Annotated in this window: 14 protein-coding genes; 6 read left to right on the top strand and 8 right to left on the bottom strand. The window is 75.1% G+C overall.

Annotated features, from left to right (window positions below):
* Window positions 1–10 precede the first annotated feature (10 nt).
* Complete coding sequence (locus ACRB68_RS02940) at window positions 11–1,189, bottom strand: glycoside hydrolase family 1 protein (protein ID WP_153530708.1); 1,179 nt, start codon at window positions 1,187–1,189, stop codon at window positions 11–13.
* 94 nt (window positions 1,190–1,283) lie between these two features.
* On the opposite strand from ACRB68_RS02940, the gene ACRB68_RS02935 reads away from it, so the two are divergent.
* Window positions 1,284–3,023, top strand: coding sequence for a S15 peptidase family protein (locus ACRB68_RS02935; RefSeq protein ID WP_207709557.1), 1,740 nt, complete (start codon window positions 1,284–1,286; stop codon window positions 3,021–3,023).
* A gap of 19 nt (window positions 3,024–3,042) precedes the next feature.
* Here the strand turns inward: ACRB68_RS02935 and ACRB68_RS02930 are convergent, their stop codons facing one another.
* Both ACRB68_RS02930 and ACRB68_RS02925 read right to left on the bottom strand, forming a co-directional pair.
* A complete protein-coding gene (locus ACRB68_RS02930; protein WP_328593678.1) occupies window positions 3,043–4,836 on the bottom strand; it encodes an NAD+ synthase in 1,794 nt (597 codons plus the stop codon).
* A gap of 33 nt (window positions 4,837–4,869) precedes the next feature.
* The gene (locus ACRB68_RS02925) at window positions 4,870–6,120 is read right to left on the bottom strand and encodes an MDR family MFS transporter (protein WP_328593677.1); all 1,251 of its coding nucleotides are present in this window, start codon (window positions 6,118–6,120) and stop codon (window positions 4,870–4,872) included.
* Window positions 6,121–6,195: 75 nt separating this feature from the next.
* On the opposite strand from ACRB68_RS02925, the gene ACRB68_RS02920 reads away from it, so the two are divergent.
* Window positions 6,196–7,164 carry an ArsR/SmtB family transcription factor gene (locus ACRB68_RS02920; protein ID WP_153530707.1) on the top strand — a complete coding sequence of 323 codons (969 nt, stop codon included), beginning with the start codon at window positions 6,196–6,198 and terminating at the stop codon, window positions 7,162–7,164.
* On the opposite strand, the gene ACRB68_RS02915 is transcribed toward ACRB68_RS02920, so the two are convergent.
* Window positions 7,144–8,292: a terpene synthase family protein gene (locus ACRB68_RS02915; protein WP_153530706.1), complete on the bottom strand. Its 1,149-nt coding sequence runs from the start codon at window positions 8,290–8,292 to the stop codon at window positions 7,144–7,146. The two genes, ACRB68_RS02920 and ACRB68_RS02915, sit on opposite strands and share 21 nt — an antisense overlap.
* Before the next feature lie 124 nt (window positions 8,293–8,416).
* Here ACRB68_RS02915 and ACRB68_RS02910 point away from each other — a divergent pair, with 124 nt between their 5' ends.
* Both ACRB68_RS02910 and glnA read left to right on the top strand, forming a co-directional pair.
* Window positions 8,417–9,229, top strand: a complete 813-nt coding sequence (locus tag ACRB68_RS02910) for an ABC transporter substrate-binding protein (RefSeq protein ID WP_328593675.1) — start codon at window positions 8,417–8,419, stop codon at window positions 9,227–9,229.
* Between the two features lie 259 nt (window positions 9,230–9,488).
* Window positions 9,489–10,850: a type I glutamate--ammonia ligase gene (glnA, locus tag ACRB68_RS02905; protein WP_153530704.1), complete on the top strand. Its 1,362-nt coding sequence runs from the start codon at window positions 9,489–9,491 to the stop codon at window positions 10,848–10,850.
* Window positions 10,851–10,921: 71 nt separating this feature from the next.
* Here glnA and ACRB68_RS02900 read toward each other — a convergent pair whose 3' ends face one another.
* The gene (locus ACRB68_RS02900) at window positions 10,922–12,301 is read right to left on the bottom strand and encodes an FG-GAP and VCBS repeat-containing protein (protein WP_153530703.1); all 1,380 of its coding nucleotides are present in this window, start codon (window positions 12,299–12,301) and stop codon (window positions 10,922–10,924) included.
* Between the two features lie 197 nt (window positions 12,302–12,498).
* Between ACRB68_RS02900 and ACRB68_RS02895 the strand changes: the two genes are divergently transcribed.
* On the top strand, window positions 12,499–15,564 hold the full coding sequence (locus tag ACRB68_RS02895; protein ID WP_328593674.1) for a bifunctional [glutamine synthetase] adenylyltransferase/[glutamine synthetase]-adenylyl-L-tyrosine phosphorylase: 3,066 nt from the start codon (window positions 12,499–12,501) through the stop codon (window positions 15,562–15,564).
* Between the two features lie 12 nt (window positions 15,565–15,576).
* On the opposite strand, the gene ACRB68_RS02890 is transcribed toward ACRB68_RS02895, so the two are convergent.
* The 3 genes from ACRB68_RS02890 to ACRB68_RS02880 all read right to left on the bottom strand — a co-directional run bounded on the left by ACRB68_RS02890 (window position 15,577) and on the right by ACRB68_RS02880 (window position 19,269).
* Complete coding sequence (locus ACRB68_RS02890) at window positions 15,577–16,473, bottom strand: phosphatase PAP2 family protein (RefSeq protein ID WP_153530702.1); 897 nt, start codon at window positions 16,471–16,473, stop codon at window positions 15,577–15,579.
* A gap of 140 nt (window positions 16,474–16,613) precedes the next feature.
* Window positions 16,614–17,018: an OsmC family protein gene (locus tag ACRB68_RS02885; protein ID WP_153530701.1), complete on the bottom strand. Its 405-nt coding sequence runs from the start codon at window positions 17,016–17,018 to the stop codon at window positions 16,614–16,616.
* Between the two features lie 82 nt (window positions 17,019–17,100).
* Window positions 17,101–19,269 (bottom strand): DEAD/DEAH box helicase, encoded by a 2,169-nt coding sequence (locus ACRB68_RS02880; protein WP_153530700.1) that lies wholly within the window; start codon window positions 19,267–19,269, stop codon window positions 17,101–17,103.
* 156 nt (window positions 19,270–19,425) lie between these two features.
* On the opposite strand from ACRB68_RS02880, the gene ACRB68_RS02875 reads away from it, so the two are divergent.
* Window positions 19,426–21,360: an AAA family ATPase gene (locus ACRB68_RS02875; RefSeq protein WP_153530699.1), complete on the top strand. Its 1,935-nt coding sequence runs from the start codon at window positions 19,426–19,428 to the stop codon at window positions 21,358–21,360.
* Window positions 21,361–21,666 lie beyond the last annotated feature (306 nt).

The raw sequence follows: 21,666 nt of genomic DNA, 5'->3' as shown, positions 1-21,666 counted from the left end.
GACCGGCGGGTCAGCCGCTCAGCGCACCGGCGCGGGCGACGTCCCCCAGCCAGCGGGCGCTCGGCTTGACCGTGCGCGCGAACGTCCGCCGGTCCACCGCGACCAGCCCGAAGGTCGCGTGGTAGGTGCCCCACTCGTAGTTGTCGAGCAGGGACCAGTGCAGGTAGCCGCGCACATCGATGCCGCCGGCCATCGCCTCGTGCAGCCCCGCCAGCGCGCCGGTGGTGTACTCGACGCGCTCGGCGTCGTCGGACGTGGCGATGCCGTTCTCGGTCACCAGGATCGGCACGCCGGGGATGCGCGCGGCGGTGTGCCGGACGGCGTTGCCGAGCGCGGCCGGGTAGAACTCCCAGCCGGTGAGGGTGCGGCGGGCGCCGTCCGGGACGTCCAGCGCCCCCTCCCGGCCGATGCAGACGCGGGTGTAGGCCTGCACGCCGATGAAGTCGTCGCCTGCGGCGGCGTCGAGGAACTGGTCCTCGCGCGTCCACGCCCACGCGTCGCGCTCGGCCTCCGCCCCGTCGGCCGCCTCGAAGTTCTGGTTCGCGACGGTCCACCCCGACCTGATCCCGGCGGCGGCGCCGAGTTCCTCGCGCGCGGCATGGTGCGCGGTCATCAGCGCCTCCGCCACGGCCTGGTCGGGCGGCGGCATGGCGCCGGCGACGTTCTCCTCGCGCTTCTCCCGCTTCACCATGTTCGCCATCATCGCGAGCATGTTGGGCTCGTTGATGGTGCAGACCCAGGTGACGCCGTTCAGGATCGGCAGCACCGCGCGCACGTAGCGGCGGAACCGCTCGACCGCCCCGGCGTCGGTCCAGCCGCCGCGCCGTTGGAACCACAGCGGGCTGGAGAAGTGGTGCAGCGTCACCACGGGGGTGAGGCCGCGGTCCAGGCAGCCTTCGATCAGGCGGCGGTAGTGCGCCAGCTCGGCGAGCGAGACCTGGCCTTCCACCGGTTCCACCCGCGCCCACTCGATGCCGAAGCGGTAGGCGTTCAGTCCGAGGTCCCGCACGATGTCCAGATCCTCGCGCCAGCGGTGGTAGCCGTCGCAGGCGTCGCCGCTGCGCTCGGGGAGGAAGCCGCCGGGCCGGTTCTCCAGGGCCCACATGTCGCTGGCGACGTTGTTGCCCTCGGTCTGGTGGGCGCTGCCCGCGGCGCCCCACAGGAAGCCGTTCGGGAAGGGGAGATGCATGCCGGAGCTCCTTGGCCGTGTGATCTAGCGCAAAAACTTACCAGGTGGTTAGATTTGCTCGCCCGGCCTCCCCGCCCCCCACCTGGAGCCCCCCGTGCCCTTGCGCCCCGCCCTGCCCGCGTCCGCGGTCGCCGCCCTCCCCCTGCTGGTCACGGCCCTGGTCCACGTTCCCGCCGCGCACGCCGAGACCGCCCCGGCGCGCACGCTGCGCTTCACCGTGCACGTCGGCCCCGACCGCAAGGAGCGCTGCACCGTCGTCGCCGACCTCTACCGGCCCGCCGCCGGTGGGCGGGCACCGGCGCTGCTGACCACCAACGGGTTCGGCGGCTCCAAGGACGACCAGGCCGGGACGGCCGGGGCGTTCGCGCGCCGCGGCTACGTCGTCCTCGCCTACTCGGGCCTCGGCGCCGGCGGCAGCACCTGCCGCATCACCCTGGACCACCCCGAGTACGACGGCCGGGCGGCCCGCCGGCTGGTGGACTTCCTCGCCGGGACGGCGGCGGCCGACGACGGCACCCGCCTGGACGCGGTCCTGCTGGACGCGCCCGGCGACCCCCGCGTCGGCATGATCGGCGGCTCCTACGGCGGCGGGGCGCAGTTCGCGGCCGCCGCCGTCGACCGCCGCATCGACGCGCTCGTCCCCCTGATCACCTGGAACGACCTGAGCTACTCCCTGGCGCCCAACAACGAACTCGGCGCGGACGGCAGGCTCACCACCGGCCCCGGCGCGACCAAGCTGCTGTGGGCCGCCGGCTTCTTCGGCCTCGGCGCCTACCGGGGCGTCGCCGGCGCCAAGGACGACCCCGCGCGGCTGGCCGGCTGCCCGAACTTCCCGACCGTCCTCTGCCAGGCCGTCGGCGAGAGCCTCTGGTACGGCGTCCCCCAGCGCGCCAGCCTGTCCTACCTGCGCGCCGCCTCGGTGACCTCGCACCTGGCGCGGATCAAGGCGCCGACGCTGCTCGTGCAGGGGCAGTCCGACAGCCTGTTCAACCTCCAGGAGGCGACCGCGACCTACCGGGCGCTGACCGCGCGGGGCGTCCCGGCCAAGATGATCTGGGCCTCCGGCGGGCACAGCGGCACCTGGCAGCCCGGCGACCTGAACCTGGACGACCCCGACAGCAGCTACGTCGGACGGCGCGCGGCGGCCTGGCTGGACCACTACCTCAAGGGCGCACCCGCCGAGAACGGGCCGCGCTTCGCCTACTTCCGCCCCTGGGTCTCTTACAAGGGCGACGCCGCCCCCGCCTACAGCAGCGCACCCACCCGTTCCACCCGCCTGTACCTGTCGGGACGGGACCGGCTGGTCGCCGCCCGCAGCAAGGTGGCGAAGGGGAGCGCGACCTACCGCAACCCGCTGGGCGCCTGGCCGACGTCCTTCTCCGAACTGTCGGTGCTGCAGGGCAGCTTCGACAACGTCGCGCCCGCCGACGCGCCCGGCACCTTCGCCGGCTGGACCAGCGCGCCGCTGGCGCGCGACACCGACGTGGCCGGCTCGCCCACGCTGGCGGTCCGGCTGTCCTCACCCGCCGCCGAGAAGTCGCAGCGCGCCGGAGTCAACGGCCGCCTGGTCCTGTTCGCCAAGCTCTACGACGTCGCCCCGGACGGCACCGCCACCCTCGCCCACCGGCTGGTCTCCCCGGTCCGCGTGACCGACGTGCGCAAGCCCCTGACGGTCCAGCTGCCCGGGATCGTGCACCGGTTCGGCGCCGGGCACCGGCTGCGCGTCGTCATCGCCTCCAGCGACCTGTCCTACCTGGGCAACCGGACCGTCCTGCCGGTGACCGTCCGCACCGACCAGGACCGACCCGGCGTCCTCACCCTGCCGGTCGCCTGACCCGTGTGGCCGGCACCGCTCAGTCGGCCGCGGGCTCGCGCCACCGGTTGGTGATGGGGACGCGCCGGTCGCGGCCGAAGTTCTTCGAGGTGACCTTCGGGCCCGGCGGGTACTGGCGGCGCTTGTACTCGGCCAGGTCGACCAGCCGGATGACGCGCTCGACCAGCGCCGGGTCGTGGCCCGCCGCGATCAGCGCGTCCCGGCCGAGGTCGCGCTCGACGTAGTCGGTCAGCAGCGGGTCCAGCACCTCGTAGGGCGGCAGGCTGTCGCTGTCGCGCTGGCCGGGGCTCAGCTCGGCCGACGGCTCCTTGGCGATGATCGCCTCGGGGATCGGCGGGCCCGTGAACGGGTGCAGGAACGGCAGGTCCGACCCGGCCCGCCCGTTGCGCCAGCGCGACAGGTCCCACACCAGCGTCTTGACCAGGTCCTTGATCGGGGCGAAGCCGCCGGCCGAGTCGCCGTACAGGGTGGAGTAGCCGGTGGCGAGCTCGCTCTTGTTGCCGCCGGTCAGCACCAGGTGGCCGTGCTCGTTGGACAGGCCCATCCACACGGTGGCGCGGATGCGCGCCTGCAGGTTCTCCGCGGCGAGGCCGTGCAGCTCCACCTCGGCCTCGAACGCGTCGACCATGCCGCGGATCGGCACGATCCGCGCGTGCACGCCCTGCCGCTTGACCAGCTCCTCGGCGTCGGAGACCGAGTGCTCGGAGGAGTAGCGGCTCGGCAGCATGACCACGTGCACGTTGTCCGGGCCGAGCGCGTCGGCGGCGATCGTGGTGACCAGGGCCGAGTCGATGCCGCCCGACAGGCCGACCAGGACCGAGCGGAAGCCGTTCTTGCGGACGTAGTCGCGGGTGCCGAGGACCAGGGCGCCGTAGACCTCGGCCAGGTCGTCCAGCGGCTCGGCGAGCTCCTGCGGCCGGACCGGGTAGGCCGGCAGCGGGTCCGGCGACAGGACCCGCCGGTCGATGGTGATGGTGGTGCCGTCCAGCGCGTCGGCCGGGACGCGGCCCGGCCGGGCCGCGGGATCGGCGGCGGGCACCGCGAGGTCGGCGACGAGCAGGTGCTCGGTGAACTGCGGCGCGCGCGCCAGCAGGTCGCCATCGGCGCCGACGATGACCGAGTCGCCGTCGAAGACCAGCTCGTCCTGGCCGCCGACCATGTTGACGTAGGCGAGCGCGCAGCCGGCCTCGCGGGCGCGCCGGGCGCACAGCTCCAGGCGGACGTCGTCCTTGTTCCGCTCGTAGGGCGAGGCGTTGAGGACGAGCAGCAGCCCCGCCCCCGCGGTGTCGGTGACGCTGACCGGGCCGCCGTCCTGCCACAGGTCCTCGCAGACGGCGGTCGCCACGTCCACGCCGTGCAGCCGGACGACCGGCAGCCGGTCGCCGCGCACGAAGACGCGCGACTCGTCGAACACGCCGTAGTTCGGCAGGTGGTGCTTGGCCGAGCGGACCAGCACCTCACCGCCGTGCAGCCAGGCGGCCGCGTCGAGCGGCGAGCCCGCCGGCTGCCCGGTGCGTACCAGGCTGACGGCGCGGCGGTCCACGTAGCCGGTGACGACGGGCAGGTCGCCGAGGCCCTCGTCGGCCAGGCGCCGCGCGACCTGCTCCAGGGCGCGCTGGGACGCCTGCACGAACGAGGCCCGCAGCGCCAGGTCCTCGATCGGGTAGCCGGTCAGCATCATCTCGGGGAAGGCGACCAGGTGCGCGCCGGCTTCGGCGGCCCTGCGGCTCCATGCCACGATGAGATCGGCGTTGCCGCCGAGATCGCCGACGGTCGGGTTCACCTGCGCGAGCGCTATCCGGAGCTGTGCCACCCGCCCAGGGTAAGGGACCGCACCCCGGTATCGTCAATCTGACGAGAAGAGGGCGGCGCGGCGGCGCCGGACCGCCGGCCCGAGCGCCAGCCAGCCCGCCGCCGCGGCCAGCCCGAGCCCCGCGCAGGTGAGCCAGAGCGCGGGCGCGCCGCCGTGGCCGAGCAGCTGCGTGCCGCCGAGCGGCGCCAGCAGGAACCCGCCCGACCAGGCCAGCCCGTACAGCGCGCCGTAGCGGCCGCGCAGGTGCGCGGGGGCCAGGTCGGCGACGACGGCCTGCAGCACGGCCGCGGCCATGATCTCCCCGAGCGTCCACACCAGGATCGCCGCCGTGTACCCCGGCACGGACGCGGCGAACGTGGTGAGGCCGTAGCCGATCCCGACGAGGGCGCCCCCGGCGGCCAGCACCCGGCTGTGGTCGCGCCGCTCCAGCCACCGGCCGGCCAGCGGCTGCACCACGATGATCAGCACCCCGTTGGCGGCGATGGCCAGGCCGTAGTCGCCCGGGCCGAGCCCGTGCTCGCGCATCGCCAGCGGCATCGTGGTCATGGCCTGCATCAGCACGAACGTGTAGACCAGGGTGATCACGGTGTAGGCCACCATGACCCGGTCGCGCAGCACGTCGGCGAACCCGCCGCGGGAGGGGGCGTCCCGGTCGCGGGCGGGCCGGGTCTCGGGCACCGCGCGCCAGACCAGGAACCCGAACAGCGCGCAGGTCGCCGCGTCGATCCAGAACAGCCAGAGGAAGCCCTGCTCGGCCAGGAATCCGCCGAGCGCCATGGCGACCGCCCAGCCGAGGTTGACCGCCCAGAACATCAGCCCGAACGCGCGCGGCCGCTCGGCCGGCGGGAGCAGGTCGGCGACCAGGGCCTGCGCCGCCGGCCGGTACATGTCCAGCACCAGGCCGAGCAGCAGCGCCGCCGCGGTGATCGCCACGATGCCGCGCGCGTAGCCGACCGCCAGCATCGCCGCGCCGGTCGCGACGGTGGCGCCGGTCAGCGTGATCCGGCGGCCGAACCGGTCGGCGAGCACCCCGCCGGCGAGCTGGCCGATGAGCGAGCCGACGCCGAGGACGGACACCACCAGGCCCGCCTGGGCGAGCGACAGGCCGCGCACGGAGGCCAGGTACAGGCCGAGGAACGGCTCGACCATGGTGCCGAGGCGGTTCAGCAGGCTGCCGGTCCACAGCCACCAGAAGGCGCGCGGCAGGCCGCCGAGGCGCGGGTGCAGGAAGGCGGCGACGCGGCCGGGCGGCGCGAGGGCGGGGGGCGGGTCCACGGTGGTCACCCCACGATCATCCGGCGGGCGCCGCGCCGCCGGAACTGATTTAGGCTGGGCTGAAAGGACCAGGTCAGGACGGAAATGATCACGTTCGGGTTCGGCGCGGACGACGTGGCGCGCGTCCGGTTCGCCTTCTCCCCGCTGTGGGAGCTGGTCAACAGCCTGCGGGTGCTCGCCGACCCCGCCGGGCACGCGCTGCACCTGCCGTGGGCGCGCGCGGTGCGGCCCCGGCTGCGCGGGCTGGACCTGGCGCCGCTGCGCGCCCTGGTGCCGGCCGCCGGCTACGTCCCCGACTTCCTCACCCCGCCGCCGGAGTCCCCGCTGCCCGACCTCGCCGCCGAGCTGGCCGTGGTGCGCGCCACCCCGCCGGAGGTGGTCGCCGCCGAGCTGCGCTGGGTCGGCCGCGGCGACGCGCCCGGCCCGGAGCGGACGGCCCTGGCCGCCGAGCCCGGCCGGACCCTGGACCTGGTCGCCGACCTGCTGGAGCGGTACTGGGCGGTGGCGCTCGCCCCGTCCTGGGAGCGGGTCCAGGACCTGCTGGAGGGCGACGTGCTGCGCCGGACCCGGGCGCTCGCCACGTCCGGCGCCGAGGGGGTCTTCGCCGACCTGCACCCCGCCGTCGCCTGGCGGGGCGGCACGCTGCGGGTGGACCGGCCGTGGGAGATGGACTGCGAGCTCGGCGGCCGGGGGCTGCTGCTCGTGCCGAGCGCGTTCGTGTGGCCGCGGGTGTCGGTGATGGTCCCGCCCTACCGGCCGATGCTCAGCTACCCGCCCCTCGGCGTGGCGACGCTGTGGGAGACCGCCCCGGCCGCGCCGCCGGACGCGCTCGCCGCGCTCGTCGGGCGCCGCCGCGCCGAGCTGCTCACCGCCCTCGGCAGCCCGGCCACCACGACCGGGCTCGCCCGCCGCCTCGGCGTGACGCCGGGCGCGGTCAGCCAGCACCTCGGGGTGCTGCGGGCCAACGGGCTGGTGAGCGGGCAGCGGCTCGGCCGCCGGGTGCTGTACGTGCGGACCCGGGCCGGGGACGCGCTAGTCGACCCGGCTGAGTGAGACCGAGAGCAGGCCGTCGTACTGCTCGGGCTCGTACTGCTCGGGCTCGTACTGCCCGGGCTCGTGCCGCTCGGGGACGTGCTGTTCGGGGACGTGGGGTTCCGGGACGTGCGGTTCCGGGACGTGCTGGGCCACGGTCCGCTGGGCCGTGCGGTAGCGGCCCGACTCCCACAGCCACTCCAGGTGCGCGCGCGGCGCGTCCCGCACCACCTTCATGATCCGCGCGATGTCGGCCTGCTCGGCGGCGGAGAAGCCGAGCCGGTCCAGCGAGCCGTGCACCGCCTTGACCGCCGCGGTGACCTCCTCGGCGCGGGCCGCGATCCGGCCGGCGACCGCGTCCAGCGACGGCCCGGCCGTCAGGCCGTGCGCGGCGCCCAGCACCGCCACGTGGTTGTGGGTGTCGCCGCGCGCCGCCTCCTCCCGGTGGGAGACCACGTCGTTGGACCAGGCGACCAGGTCGGCGGTGCCCTCGACCAGCGCCTTCCAGCCCGGGGTGAGCGGCAGCCGGGGCGGCAGCTCGATGCCGAGCGTCGGCTCGACCAGGTCGTACAGGAACGGGGCGCTCGCGCGGCGCCGCAGCCCCGGGTAGCCGGCCGGGGAAGGGGTCTTGCCCACCCGCCGGTTGACGGCCTCCTCCGCGCAGCCCACCTGGTGCTCCTGCATGTGCTGCACGAACCGGTGCCGCCAGACGCGGCTGAAGCCCGGGGCGGTCTGCTGCCACAGCTCGACGAGCGCGGTCTCCAGCGGCTGGGCGCCGGGCCGGGGCCGGTCGCGCCGCAGCGCCGTCAGCAGGTTCTCGTACAGGTCGTGCACGGCGGTGGCGCTGTCGCCGAGCGGCGCGGTGTCCAGGGCGTCGTCGAGTGCGAACGCCCAGACCAGCCAGCGGGCGGCCAGCTCCACCCGGCCGAGCGGCGCGACCGGGAACAGCCGCGCGGCCAGCCGGTCGCAGCGGGCCCGGCCGAGCGCGGACGCGGTGGGGTCGCCGAGCACCAGGCCGCGGCTGCGCGCCCAGGTGTCCAGCCGTTCGCCGAGCGGCCCGGCGTCCGGGCGCGGCGGCGGCGGGCCGGGCGGCAGGTCCGGCGGCGGCGGCACGCGGCCGGCGAGCGAGAGCAGCAGGGTGACGTTCACGGTGCCCACCACGTTAGGGACCCCCGGGTGGGGCGGGCGTGAGCGCCACGTCAAGTTTGCGGAAACATTGAGGCCGCGGGCATGGCATAGTTCGGCGGTCTTCGAGAACGGAACAGGAGGACCCGTGTCCGGACGATCCCTTCGCCAGGCGGTCCTGCGGCCGGCGGCCGCCGCCCTCGCCGTCGTCCCGGCCGCCGGGTGCGGCAGCGGCTCCGGCGTCACCGTGCAGGGCGCCGAGCTGATCGAGAAAGGGCGGCTGACGGTCTGCACGTCTCTGCCGAACCCGCCGTTCGAGTCGGTGCAGGGCGGCCGGGTGGCGGGGTTCGACGTGGACCTGCTGGACCTGGTGGCCAAGCGCCTCAAGGTGCGGCTGAAGTTCGTGCAGACCCCGTTCGAGACGCTGCGGTCGGGGATCGCGGTCGGCCAGGGCATGTGCGACGTGGCGGCCGCCGGGCTGCCGGTCGAGCCGGCCCGGGCCGCCTACATCGGCTATTCCGACCCCTACTACAACGCCCTCCAGGCGGTGGTGGGGAGGAAGGGGCCGCGCTACGCCACGATGGCCGCGGTGGCGGCGTCCGGCCTGAAGATCGGCACGTGGGCGAACAGCGCGGGCGAGGAGAGCCTGGGGAAGACCGCCGCCGAGCCGGTCTCGTTCACCGGCCCCGCGGCGCTGCTGAACGGCCTGCGCACCGGCCGGGTCCGGCTCGCCGTCGTCGACCACGCGGTGGCGAGCGGCTGGCTGCGCGACCCCGCGAACGCCGGCCTCGCCCTGCGCGGCGACTTCGACATCGGCCGCAAGTACGCCTTCTCGGTGCGCCGCGACGAGAACCCGGGGCTGCTGGCGCTGCTGAACAGCACCCTCGCGCAGGCCCGCGCGGACGGTTCCTACAAGCGGATCCACGAGAAGTGGATCGGCCCGCCGCCGGTGAGCCGGTGACGGCTGCCGGGGCATGCCTCCGCATATGGCAGAGTTTGCCGTGAAGTCGGCGCATCCCGCGGGGGTGTTCCACCAGGTCCGGCCCAGTTCCGTAACGTAGTGGTAACAGCGGCCGGGCATACTGCGGAGCATCCGTACCTGGCCGATCCCCGCACGGACGTCGTCCGGCTCGTTAGACCACGTCCGGGACGGGCATGGGCCGTGAAGACGGGCGTCCGCGCCCGCCGCCCGGGCGGCACCGCAGCAGAGGGAGAGGGCATTGGACCGTCAGCAGGAGTTCGTGCTCCGCACGCTGGAGGAGCGCGACATCCGCTTCATCCGGCTGTGGTTCACCGACGTGCTCGGCTTCCTGAAGTCGGTCGCGGTCGCGCCCGCCGAACTGGAGGGCGCCTTCGGCGAGGGCATCGGCTTCGACGGCTCGGCCATCGAGGGCTTCGCCCGGGTGTACGAGGCCGACATGATCGCCAAGCCGGACCCCGCCACGTTCCAGGTGCTGCCCTGGCGCAGCGAGGCGCCCGGCGTGGCCCGGATGTTCTGCGACATCCTCATGCCCGACGGCACGCCGAGCTTCGCCGACCCGCGCTACGTGCTGAAGCGCTCGCTCGCGCGCGCCGCCGACCTGGGGTTCACCTTCTACACCCACCCCGAGATCGAGTTCTACCTGCTGCGCGACCGGCCCGAGGACGGCCGCGAGCCGTCGCCGGTCGACTCCGGCGGCTACTTCGACCACACCCCGCACAGCGCCGCGCACGACTTCCGGCGCAACGCGATCACGATGCTGGAGGCCATGGGCATCTCGGTGGAGTTCAGCCACCACGAGGGCGGCCCGGGCCAGCAGGAGATCGACCTGCGCTACGCCGACGCGCTCACCACCGCCGACAACATCATGACGTTCCGGCTGGTCATGAAGGAGGTGGCGCTGGAGCAGGGGGTGTTCGCCTCCTTCATGCCGAAGCCGTTCACCGAGCAGCCCGGGTCGGGCATGCACACCCACATGTCGCTCTTCGAGGGCGACCGCAACGCCTTCTACGAGCCCGGCGCGGAGTTCCAGCTGTCCAAGGTCGGGCGCGCCTTCATCGCGGGCATCCTGCGGCACTCCGCCGAGATCACCGCGGTCTGCAACCAGTGGGTGAACTCCTACAAGCGGCTGTGGGGCGGCGTCGGCTCCACCGCGGGCGCGGGCGGCGAGGCCCCGTCCTACATCTGCTGGGGCCACAACAACCGGTCCGCGCTGGTGCGCGTCCCGATGTACAAGCCGCACAAGGGCCACGCGACGCGGGTGGAGTTCCGCTCGCTGGACACCGCCGCCAACCCCTACCTGGCGTTCGCCGCGATGCTCGGCGCCGGCCTGAAGGGCATCGAGGAGGGCTACGAGCTGCCGCCGGGCGCCGAGGACGACGTGTGGGCGCTCACCCCGGCCGAGCGGCGCGCGCTCGGCATCGAGCCGCTGCCGCAGAGCCTGGACGAGGCGATCCACGTGATGGAGCGCAGCGAGCTGATGGCCGACGTGCTCGGCGAGCACGTGTTCGACTTCTTCCTGCGCAACAAGCGCCAGGAGTGGGAGGACTACCGCCGCCAGGTCAGCGAGTACGAGCGCAAGCGCATGATCGCCATTCTCTGAGAACGGGCGAAGAGGGGGCCGTTCCGCCGGCTGCGGAACGGCCCCCTCTTCTCATGTGCTGCGGTGCGGGATCAGCGCAGCAGGTCGCTGCCGAGCTGGGCGCCCTGGGCCGTGACGCCGAGGGTGGCCGGGCCGGCCTCGACCAGGCCCTTGACCGCCACGCCCGCCCGGGTGCCCGGGAAGACGTAGAGGCGCCCCTCGCCGTTGTTCTCGTAGGGGGCGCCGGCCAGCAGGTCGGCCTTGCCGTCGCCGTTGGCGTCGGTGAAGGAGACCGCGCGGCCGAACTGGTCGTCCTTCTCGGCCGCGCCGGGAACGCCCTTGGCGTCCTGGCTCAGCAGCTGCGCCCGGGCGGTGCCGAGGCCGCCCTTGGCCCCGTACAGGACGGTGACGGTCCCGGCGTGGCGGGCCTTGCCGACGGTCGCGGCGGGCGCGCCCACCGCCACGTCGGCCTTGCCGTCGCGGTCGACGTCGCCGACCGCGAGGGCCTGGCCGAACCCGTCGCCCTTGGCCCCCCTGCCCGGGACGCCCTTGGTGTCCTGGGTGTAGTTGCGGGCCGCGCCGAAGCCCTTGGCGCCGCCGAGGCGGACCGCGAACGAGCCCGGCTTCGGGTCGTCGCCGAGGTCGCGCTGGTGGACCAGGTCGGCCTTGCCGTCGCCGTTGACGTCGCCGGCCGCGCCGGCCTCGCCGACGCCGCCGCTCGCGAAGACCTGGCGGCCGCCGAGGCCCTGCGCGGTCCCGGTGCGCAGCTCGCCCCAGGTCGCCACGGTCTCGCCGTCGGTGGTGGCGGTGCCGAGCAGCACCAGGTCGGTCCGGCGGTCGCCGGTGAAGTCGGCGGCGACCGGGAAGAGCCGGGCGCTCTCGCCCTTCGGCCGGGCGACCTTGATCACCTGCGGTGCGCCGGGCCGGGCGCCGACGCCGCGGAACAGCAGGACGGTGTCGCCGGTGACCGCGGCGAGGTCGGCCTTGCCGTCGCCGTCGAAGTCGCCGGTGACCATGTGGCGGGTGTAGCCGGGGCCGGCGAGCGCGGCGGTGCGCGCCGACAGGCCCTTCGGCCCGCCGTACACGATCACGCCGGCGGCGCGGTCGACGCCGGCCGCCACCGCCAGGTCGGCGTAGCCGTCGCGGTCGAAGTCGGCCGAGGCGGTGGCCGCGCCGAAGTAGGCGTCCCCGGACGGGTCGCCGGGCACGCCCGCGCTCGCCTGCGTCAGGATCTGGCGCCGCTTGACCGAGGCGCCCTGCTTGCCGCCGTAGACGATCGCGACGAGCCCGGCGGCCCGGTGCGCGCCGACGGTGGCGTTCGGCGCGGCGGAGACCGCCTCGCGGTAGCCGTCGCCGTTGAAGTCGCCGGGCAGCGCGGGCCGCTTGGCGGGGGCCGCGTGCGCCGGGACGGCCATCGCGCCGAGCGCGACGGTCACCGCCGCGGCGGCGGTGGAAAGGGTGCGAAGCCTCATCTGTGCCTCTCTTCGATGGGTGGGCACGAAGAAGACGCAGCAAGATCATTGCCGGTTTACCGGGATTTCGCCGGCCGTCCGGTGAACCGGACACTGTGTCCGAATAAGCCACGAACCTCCGGCCGTGCCCGGAAGACCGGGATCTTCTCGTGACCGCATGCTCCACCTTGAGGCCCCCGGCGGATTACGGTGTTGGCGTGAGCGAGTCCTGGAGTTCCGACCGCCGTCCCTCCCTCGCCGGGCGCCTCGTCAGGCTCGGTTTCACCGACCCGGCCCATGCCGAGCGGCTGCTGCTGGAGACCCCCGTGCTCCCCGGCGACGCGCTGCTGGAGGCGACCGGCGGGACCGCCGATCCCGGCCTCGCGCTCGCCGGCCTGCTGCGGCTGCTGGAGGCCGCCGCCGAGAACGGCGGGGACGGCGAGCTGCGCGCCGCCCTGGAGGAGGAGCCGCGCACCCGGGAGCGGCTGCTGGCCGTCCTCGGCGTCAGCGCCGCCCTCGGCGACCACCTGGCCCGCCACCCCGGCCACTGGACCGTGCTGCGCGAGGACGGCCCCGCCCCGGCCGACGAGGACGGCGAGCAGGCCGGGCGGGCCCGCCGCCGGGAACTGTGCGCCGACCTGCTGCGCGCCGTCGGCGCCGACCCCGACGCCGCCGAGCCGGTCGCGCGCGACGCCGGCCCGGGCACGCTCGACGCGCTGCGCGCCGCCTACCGCCGCCGCGTGCTCGCCCTCGCCGGGCTCGACCTGACCGGCGCCGCCGGCGTCGCGCAGGTCTCCGCCGAGCTCGCCGACCTCGCCGCCGCCGCGCTCGCCGCCGGCCTGGCCGTCGCCCGCGCCGAGGTGCCCGAGCACGGGACCTGCCGGCTCGCGGTGATCGGCATGGGCAAGGCCGGCGGCCGCGAGCTGAACTACGTCAGCGACGTCGACGTGGTCTTCGTGGCCGAGGCGCGCGAGGGCCACGCCGAGGACGCCGCGCTGCGCACCGCCACCCGGCTCGCCTCGGCGATGATGCGCGCCTGCTCGGCGCACACCGCCGAGGGCGCCCTGTGGGAGGTGGACGCGGCGCTGCGGCCCGAGGGCAAGGCCGGGCCGCTGGTGCGGACCCTGGCCAGCCACCGCGCCTACTACGAGCGCTGGGCCAAGACCTGGGAGTTCCAGGCGCTGCTGAAGGCCCGCCCGCTGGCCGGCGACGCCGGCCTCGGCGACCGCTACCTGGAGACGATCACCCCGATCGTGTGGGCCGCCGCCGAGGGGGAGAGCTTCGTCGAGGACGTGCAGGCGATGCGGCGGCGCGTCGAGGCCGACCTGAACCAGCGCACCGCCGAGGCCGAGCGGCAGCTGAAGCTCGGGCCCGGCGGCCTGCGCGACGTGGAGTTCGCCGTCCAGCTCCTGCAGCTGGTGCACGGCCGCAGCGACGAGGCGCTGCGCAGCCCCACCACCCTGGACGCGCTGGAGGCGCTGTCGCGGGGCGGCTACGTCGGCCGCGACGACGCCGCCGCGCTCGCCTCGGCGTACCGGTTCCTGCGCCGCGTCGAGCACCTGGTCCAGCTGCACCGGCTGCGCCGCACCCACCTGGTGCCCGACGACACCGCCGGGCTGCGCCGCCTCGGCCGCGCCCTCGGCCTGCGCGCCGACCCGGTCGCCGAGTTCACCGCGCTGTGGCGGCGGCACGCCCGCGAGGTCCGCCGCATCCACGAGAAGCTGTTCTACCGGCCGCTGCTGCGCGCCGTCGCGCGGCTGCCGGAGGAGGAGGCGCGCCTCACCCCCGAGGCCGCGCGCATCCGGCTGGAGGCGCTCGGCTACAACGACCCGGCGGGCGCGCTGCGGCACCTGGAGGCGCTCACCTCCGGGGTGTCGCGGCGCGCGGCGATCCAGCGGACGCTGCTGCCGGTCATGCTCGGCTGGTTCGCCGACGCCCCCGACCCCGACGCGGGCCTGCTCGGCTTCCGGCAGGTCAGCGACGCCCTCGGCACCACCCCCTGGTACCTGCGGCTGCTGCGCGACGAGGTGACCGTCGCCGAGCGGATGGCCTGGGTGCTCGGCTCCAGCCGCTACGCCACCGAGCTGCTGCTGCGCGCGCCCGAGGCGGTCGCCATGCTCGGCAGCACCGCCGACCTGCAGCCGCGCCCGCACGAGTCGCTGCGCGCCGAGGCGCTCGCCGCCGTCCACCGCCACGCCGGCGTCGAGGACGGCCGGGCCGTCCCCGCCGAGGACGCGGTGCAGGCGGCGCGCGGCATCCGCCGCCGCGAGCTGTTCCGGATCGCGGTCGCCGACCTGCTCGGCCTGGCCGACGTGCGGACCGTCGGCGAGGCGCTCACCGACATCACCACCGTCACCATCGAGGCCGCGCTGGCCACCGCCATCGCCAAGATCGAGATGGAGCGGCGGTCGCCGCTGCCGACCCGGATGGCGATCGTGGCGATGGGCCGGTTCGGCGGGCACGAGCTCGGCTACGGCAGCGACGCCGACGTCATGTTCGTGCACGACCCGCTGCCCGGCGCCGACGAGCGCGACGCGGGGCGCGCCGCGCACTCGGTCGCCGAGGAGCTGCGCCGCCTGCTCGCGCTGCCCGCCGCCGACCCGGCGCTGGAGATCGACCCGAACCTGCGTCCCGAGGGCCGCCAGGGGCCGCTCGTGCGCACCCTGGCCTCCTACGCCGCCTACTACGCCCGCTGGTCGGCGCCCTGGGAGGCGCAGGCGCTGCTGCGCGCCGACCCGATGATCGGCGACGCGGGGCTGTGCGCGCGGTTCCGCGAGCTGATCGACCCGGTGCGCTGGCCCGCCGAGGGCGTCGGCGAGGACGCGCTGCGCCAGATCCGCCGGCTGAAGGCGCGGATGGAGTCCGAGCGGCTGCCACGCGGCGTGGAGCGCCGGCTGCACACCAAGCTCGGCCCCGGCGGCCTGTCGGACGTGGAGTGGGTGGCCCAGCTGCTGCAGCTCCAGCACGCCGCCGAGATCCCCGCGCTGCGCACCACCCGGACCCTGGCGGCGCTGGACGCCGCCGTCGGCGCCCGCCTGCTGGACCCCGGCGACGCCGAGGTGCTGGCCGAGGCCTGGGAGCTGGCCACCCGGATCCGCGGCGCCATCATGCTGGTGCGGGGCCGCCCCTCGGACCTGCTGCCCACCGACCACCACAAGGAGCGCAGCGCCGTCACCCAGGTCCTCGGCTACTCCGCGACGGGCGAGCTGCTGGAGGACTACCGGCGGCACGCCCGCCGCGCCCGCGCCGTCGTCGACCGCGTCTTCTACGGCGCCGAGGAGTAGCCGGCGGGGCGGTCAGGGGGCCGACTGGCCCGCCGCGCCCTGCCGGGCGTCGCGCCACACCCGCGCGGTGAGCGAGCCGACCGCGCCCGCCGCCCGCTCGTAGCGCAGCCGCACCACCGCCGGGCAGCGGTGGTAGAGCAGCCACGCCGCGCCGAGCGACGCCCCGATCAGCGCGATGCCCGCGACCGCGTCCAGGACGTAGTGGTTGGCGGTCGACAAGATCACGAACACCGTCGTCGCCGGGTAGAGCACCCCGAGGACCTGCGCCCACCGCCGGGTCGCCAGCCGGACGACCACGAACCCGCACCACAGCGCCCAGCCCGCGTGCATCGACGGCATCGCCGCGTACTGGTTGGTGAGGCTGCCCGAGGCGTCGCTGGCGTACAGGCCGAGCGAGTGCAGCGCCGTCACCGGGTCGATGAAGCCCTTGTCGTGCAGGAACCGCGGCGGCGCCAGCGGGTACAGCCAGAAGCCGAGCAGCGCCACCCCGGTCGCCACCATGATCGAGGTGCGCAGCCAGCGGTAGTCCTGCGGCCGGTACCGGTACACCCAGACGACCACGCCGAGCGTCACGGCGAAGTGCGCGGTGGCGTAGAAGACGTTGGCGGCCCGCGCGAGCCACGGCACCTGCAGCAGCATGTGGTTGAGGCCGAGCTCGACGTCCACCCCGAGGAACCGCTCGGCGGCCAGGATCTGGTCGGCGTGCCGGAACGCGGGGGCGGTGCCGTCCTGGACCAGCACGATGCGGGTGAGCGTATAGCCGGTGTAGAACAGCGCGATGAGCAGGAGCTCGCGCCACACCGGGGGCGCGGTCAGCGCGCGCGGCCAGCGGCCGGCGACGGACGCGCGCTCTCCGGCGCGGGCCTGGTCGGTCTGGCCGCGGGGAGCTGCTGGGGCGGTTTGGGCCATGCTACCTATCTTTGCGGCGCGGCCACCCTTTGAGATCACCGCGACGAATGGTCTTCATCTCAGACTTGAGTAGTACGTCCTCGACGAGCCATCCGGACCTTTGGGGGAGGCAGGGGGAGGAGGACCGGAGACGAGGGGGGTCACCCGCCGTCCGGCAGGACCTGCTCGACCTTCATCGGCTCCTTCAGCGCGTTGCCGACGGTGCAGTAGCTGTCGTGCACCCGCCCGGCGACGGCGGCGAGCACGTCGCCGGCCTTGTCGTCGCCCGCGGGCAGCTCCACGTCGTAGCTGATCGTGATGGTGCCGAGCCGGCTGGTGGCGACCTTGTCGGCCGACACCGTCGCGGCCAGGCGCACCATGCGGTGCCCGCGCTGCGCGGTCAGCGGCTCCACCGTGACCAGCTCGCAGCCGCCGAGCGCGGCGAGCAGCAGCTCCACCGGCGTGAACGCGCCCGCGGTGTCGCCGTCGCCGATCGCCACCCGCGCACCGCGGTCGTTGGTGGCCTGGAAGCCGTCCTCGGTGCGCTCCACGTTCACCGTCGCCATCGCAACCCCTTTGATCGTCGTTGATCGTCGCGCCGTGCGCCCCGCGCACAACAACCGGCCAGGCGGTCTTCTTCCCGGAGAATCACCCCATATGCCCCGCCGCGAGGCGCTCCTGCTCGTCCTGGACGATCCGCAGCGCCAGCGACGGCTCCGACACGTCCACCGCGTCGGCGGTGGCCTCGGCCAGGTCGCTGCGCCGAGCGTACTGGTCGAACAGGCCCGCCTTGGCCCGCAGGATCTCCAGCATCCGCTGGTCCACGCTGCCGGGCGTCAGGATCCGGTGCACCTGCACCGAGCGGACCTGCCCCATCCGGTGCGCCCGCCCGACCGCCTGCGCCTCCATGCTCGGCTTCACCTGCGGCTCGCACAGGATCACCACCGACGCCGCCTGCAGGTTCAGCCCGACGCCGCCCGCCTGGATCTGCCCGAGCAGCACCGCGTGGCCCGGCTCGGCGGCGAAGTCGTCCACCGTCCGCTGCCGCTTCTCGGCCGGCACGTCCCCCGAGATCGGCCCGTGCACGCCCCGCCCGAGCGCGTCCTGCACCGCGGCCAGCACGTCCCGGAAGTAGGAGAACACCACGACCTTCAGGTCGTTCTCGCTCGCCTCCCCGACCAGCTCCACCACCCGCCGCAGCTTCGCCGACCGCTGCGGGTCGGCGTAGGCGGCGCGGCGCATCGCCATGAAGTTGCCCGCCTCGACCGCCCGGCGGTAGGCCCTGGCGTCGGCGGCGCTGAACTCCTCCCACTCGTCGACGTGCACGACATCGGGCAGCTCCACGAGCACGTCCCGCTGGTTGCGGCGCAGGTACACGGGCGCGACGGCGGTGCGGAACGCGCGCGGACCGAGCGCGGCGTCGCTCTGGCGGATCTCGGGCAGCAGCTCGGGGCGCAGGTGCGCGACCAGGTTGCGGAACTCCGCCACCCGGTTCTCCATCGGCGTCCCGGTGAGGAACAGCACCCGCTCGACGCGGCCGCACCACGCGGCGACCGCCGCCGACCGGCGCGTCTCGGGGTTCTTGACGTAGTGCGCCTCGTCGACCACCAGCATGGCGACCTCGACGCCGTCCGGCGGCGCCAGCGAGTGCAGGCTGTCCAGCGTCGTCACCGCGATGCCGCCGTCGCGCGCCCACGCCCGCAGCGCCCCCGCCCGGCCCGAGCCGTGCGCCGGGTGCGCGGGCAGCGCGCTGTGCGCCTCGATCTCGCGCACCCAGTTGATCAGCACGCTGGCCGGGCACACCACCAGGAAGTGCGTCGCGCCCTCCGCCCGCAGGTGCGCCAGCGCGGCGAGGGCCTGCACGGTCTTGCCGAGCCCCATCTCGTCGCCGATGATCACGCGCCGCCGGGCCAGCGCGAACCGCGCGCCGAACGCCTGGTAGCCGCGCAGCGACACCCGCAGGTGCGCGTCGTCCAGCGGCTGCGCCTTCACCTGCTCGGCCAGCTCGTTCGGCAGGAACCCCTCGGCGGCCTCCCGGTCGGGGTCCACCGCGGCGATCTCGGCCAGCTGCGTCTGGTACTCGGCGGCGCGCAGCTCGTAGTCGAGCCACGCCACGTCCGCCGCGGGCTCGGGGCGCAGCAGGTCGACCGACGCCTGGCCGAGCAGCAGCGGCGCCTCGCGCAGCTCGCCGAGCGCCGCGGCGAGCTCGGCCAGCGCCGCCTGCGCCCGGTCGCGCTGCGCCCGTGTCGCGACCAGCCGCCGCCACCAGCTGCGCGCGGGCCGCGCGTCGGCCAGCAGCGGGCTGAGCCGCTCGTCCACCTGCGCCGCGGTCTTCCGGGCGCGCGGCAGGTCGGGGCCGGCGTTCACCACCCGGTGCAGCGCCGTCACCAGCGCCGACGACGCCGCGTCGCGCCGGTCGACGTCGACGCGCACCCCGGCGGTGCGCTGCGCCGCCTCGTGGAGCTGCCGCGCGGCCGCGTGCAGCTGCTGCGCGGTCTGCGGGCCGACGCCGGGCAGCAGCTGGAGCCGGTAGGGGGTGGCGTCCAGGACGTCGAGGGCGGTGCCGAACCCGGCGGCCTCCAGCGGGCCGAGCCGGAGCCGCCCGCCGGTGACGTCCTTCAGCCGGGACAGCGGGATCTCGGCCAGGCGCGCCCGCGCGACCTCGTCGCGCAGCGGCTCCAGCGCGCGGTGCACCTGCGCGCGGGCCCGCCGGTCGTCGGCCTGCAGCGTGCGCGCCGCGTCCAGCAGGCCGTGCGCCTCCCGCAGCAGCTCCCGGGGACCGGCGGGGCCGCGCCTCGCCAAGCTCTGCTGCGCCATCGTGCCCTGCCCTCTCCACCGCGGTCCGCAGACATGATGCCACCGGGGTACGACGGACGGGCCCGGGCCGCTGTATCGGAAAGGCCAGCAAGGGCGCGGCGGATTTATAAGCCGCGGGTAAATGCAGCGGCAGGCCCGGAGCCTAACGTGACAGCCATGAACGGTGCGGACATGACGGTGTCGGAACGATTGAACAAGGCACGGCGGCGAAGATTCGTCGGCAGGGAAACGCACCTCCGGCTGTTACGGGAGGCGCTGGAAGCGCCGGAACCCCCTTTCAGCGTGCTCTTCGTCCACGGTCCCGGCGGCATCGGCAAAACCGAACTGCTCGGCGCGTTCGCCCGCGTCGCCGAGGAAACGGGCGCGGAGACCGTGCGCGTAGACGGGCGGACGGCCGACAGGGCCGTTTTCACCGAGGCGCTCGCCGGCCGGGTCGGCAAGCGGCTGGTGCTGCTGATCGACGCCTACGAGGCGCTGACGGCCCTCGACGGGTGGGTCCGGGAGGAGCTCGTCCCCGGGCTGCCCGCCGACACCGTGGTGGTGATCGCGGGCCGGTGCCCGCCGGCCCGCCCGTGGCGCGAGGACGCCGGCTGGCGCGAGCTGCTGCGCGTCGAGCCGCTCGGCGGCCTCGCCCCGGCCGAGGCCCGCGAGCTGCTGCGGGTGGAGGGCATGGCCGGGCACCGGCACGGGCCCGCGCTGGCGGCGGCGCAGGGCCACCCGCTGGCGCTCGCGCTGCTCGCGGGCCCACCGGACCCGGGCGCCGTCCGCAGGCTGGCGGAGTGCTTCACCGGCGACGCGCCGAGCGACCTGCACCGCACGGCGCTGCAGGTCTGCGCGCACGCCCGGCACACCACCGAACCGCTGCTGCGCGACGTCCTCGGCGCCGCGGCGGGGGAGCTGTTCGCCTGGCTGCGCGGACTGGCGTTCGTCGAGCAGGGCCCGCACGGGCTGTACCCGCACGACCTGGCCCGCGAGGTGATCATCGAGGATCTGCGCGGCCGCGACCCCGCCGGGTTCGCCGCCCTGCACCGGCGGACACGCGCGCACCTGGCGGCGCGGATCACCGGCGGGACGGGCCCCGAACTGCGCCGGCTGATCGACGACCACAGCTTCCTGCTGCGCCACGACGCGGACTTCCGGGCGCACTGGGACTGGCCCCGGCTCGGCGAGGCGCACGCCGACCGGGCGACGCCGGCCGACCACGCGGAGATGCTGGCGATGACCGAACGCCACGAGGGGCCGCAGGCGGCGCGGCGCGTCGCGCGGTGGCTGGAGCACCCGGCGGCGGCGCCGGTGGCGCTGCGCACCGAGGGCGACGCCCGCCTCACCGGCTTCACCCTCCAGGTCGGCCTGCACGCGCTGACCGACGCCGAGCGCGCGCAGGACCCCGGCATCGCGGCGGCCTGGGCGCACGCGCAGGCGCACGGGCCCGTCCGGCCGGGGGAGCAGGTGACCTACGTGCTGGCGTTCATGGACCGCGAGCGCCACCAGCGGACCTCGGCCTCCCGCGACGCCGGGGTGGCCTACCGGGGGCAGGTGCTGCTGAGCACGCCGGGGCTGACGTTCGACTTCGTGTCGTGCTTCGTGGACCCGGCCGACCCGGCGCCGCTGCTGCTGCGCGCGGGCTACCGGCGGATACCCGAGGCCGACCACACCGTGGGCGAGACGCGCTACGCCGCGTTCGTCCTGGACTGGCGGCGCCTGACGGCCGGCGCGTGGCTCGACCTGGCCAGCGAACCGGACGCGGCCGTCCCCGCCGCCCTGACCCGCGCGGAGTTCACCAACGCCGTGAAGCGGGCGCTGCGCGACCTGCACGCCCCCGACCGGCTGGCCGCGAACCCCCTGCTCGCCACCCGCCCGGGCGACCCGCAGACGCTGCGCGACCAGCTGTGCGCCGCGATCCACCGGCTGGCGGACGACCCCCGCGGGCAGCGCCTCTTCCGCACCCTGGAACAGACCTTCCTGCGCCCGGCCCGGACCCAGGCCGAGGCGGCCGAGGCGCTCGGCGTGCCGTTCAGCACCTACCGCAGGCACCTGGCGCAGGGGACCGAACGGGTCGCGGACCTGCTCTGGCAGGACGGGGCCCGGTGACGGCCCAAAAAGCGGCCCCTGTCAATGCTCATTTCCTGCCCACCGGATGCTCACCGCTGTCCATTTCCCCCAGAGAGAAGGGTGGGGCACCTCACACGACGCGCCTTTCCGGGCTGTTCAGTGCCGGTCACCTCCCTGCTCACCATTCTTTCGCCGAACTCCCGGCCCCGGCCGCATCAGGACACGGCCATGGTCTCCTTCGAAGTGAGCTGCCATAAATAGGGCGACGAAAAGTCGCCGGGAACGCCAATCCCGGAAACCCCCCTTCGTGGCCTTAAAGGCCGCACCAGGAAAGGCGAATTCTGC

The organism is Actinomadura macrotermitis (assembly GCF_009604375.1).
GTDB classification, from domain to species: domain Bacteria; phylum Actinomycetota; class Actinomycetes; order Streptosporangiales; family Streptosporangiaceae; genus Spirillospora; species Spirillospora macrotermitis.
The sequence above is the reverse complement of the archived record's forward strand: the minus strand, read 5'-3'. Positions and strand labels throughout refer to the sequence as shown.

Coding starts and splice junctions, on each gene's coding strand:
- ACRB68_RS02890 (WP_153530702.1), bottom strand. CDS start 16,473: ATGGCCCAAACCGCCCCAGCAGCTCCCCGCGGCCAGACCGACCAGGCC.
- ACRB68_RS02940 (WP_153530708.1), bottom strand. CDS start 1,189: ATGCATCTCCCCTTCCCGAACGGCTTCCTGTGGGGCGCCGCGGGCAGC.
- ACRB68_RS02920 (WP_153530707.1), top strand. CDS start 6,196: ATGATCACGTTCGGGTTCGGCGCGGACGACGTGGCGCGCGTCCGGTTC.
- ACRB68_RS02900 (WP_153530703.1), bottom strand. CDS start 12,301: ATGAGGCTTCGCACCCTTTCCACCGCCGCCGCGGCGGTGACCGTCGCG.
- ACRB68_RS02885 (WP_153530701.1), bottom strand. CDS start 17,018: ATGGCGACGGTGAACGTGGAGCGCACCGAGGACGGCTTCCAGGCCACC.
- ACRB68_RS02880 (WP_153530700.1), bottom strand. CDS start 19,269: ATGGCGCAGCAGAGCTTGGCGAGGCGCGGCCCCGCCGGTCCCCGGGAG.
- ACRB68_RS02875 (WP_153530699.1), top strand. CDS start 19,426: ATGAACGGTGCGGACATGACGGTGTCGGAACGATTGAACAAGGCACGG.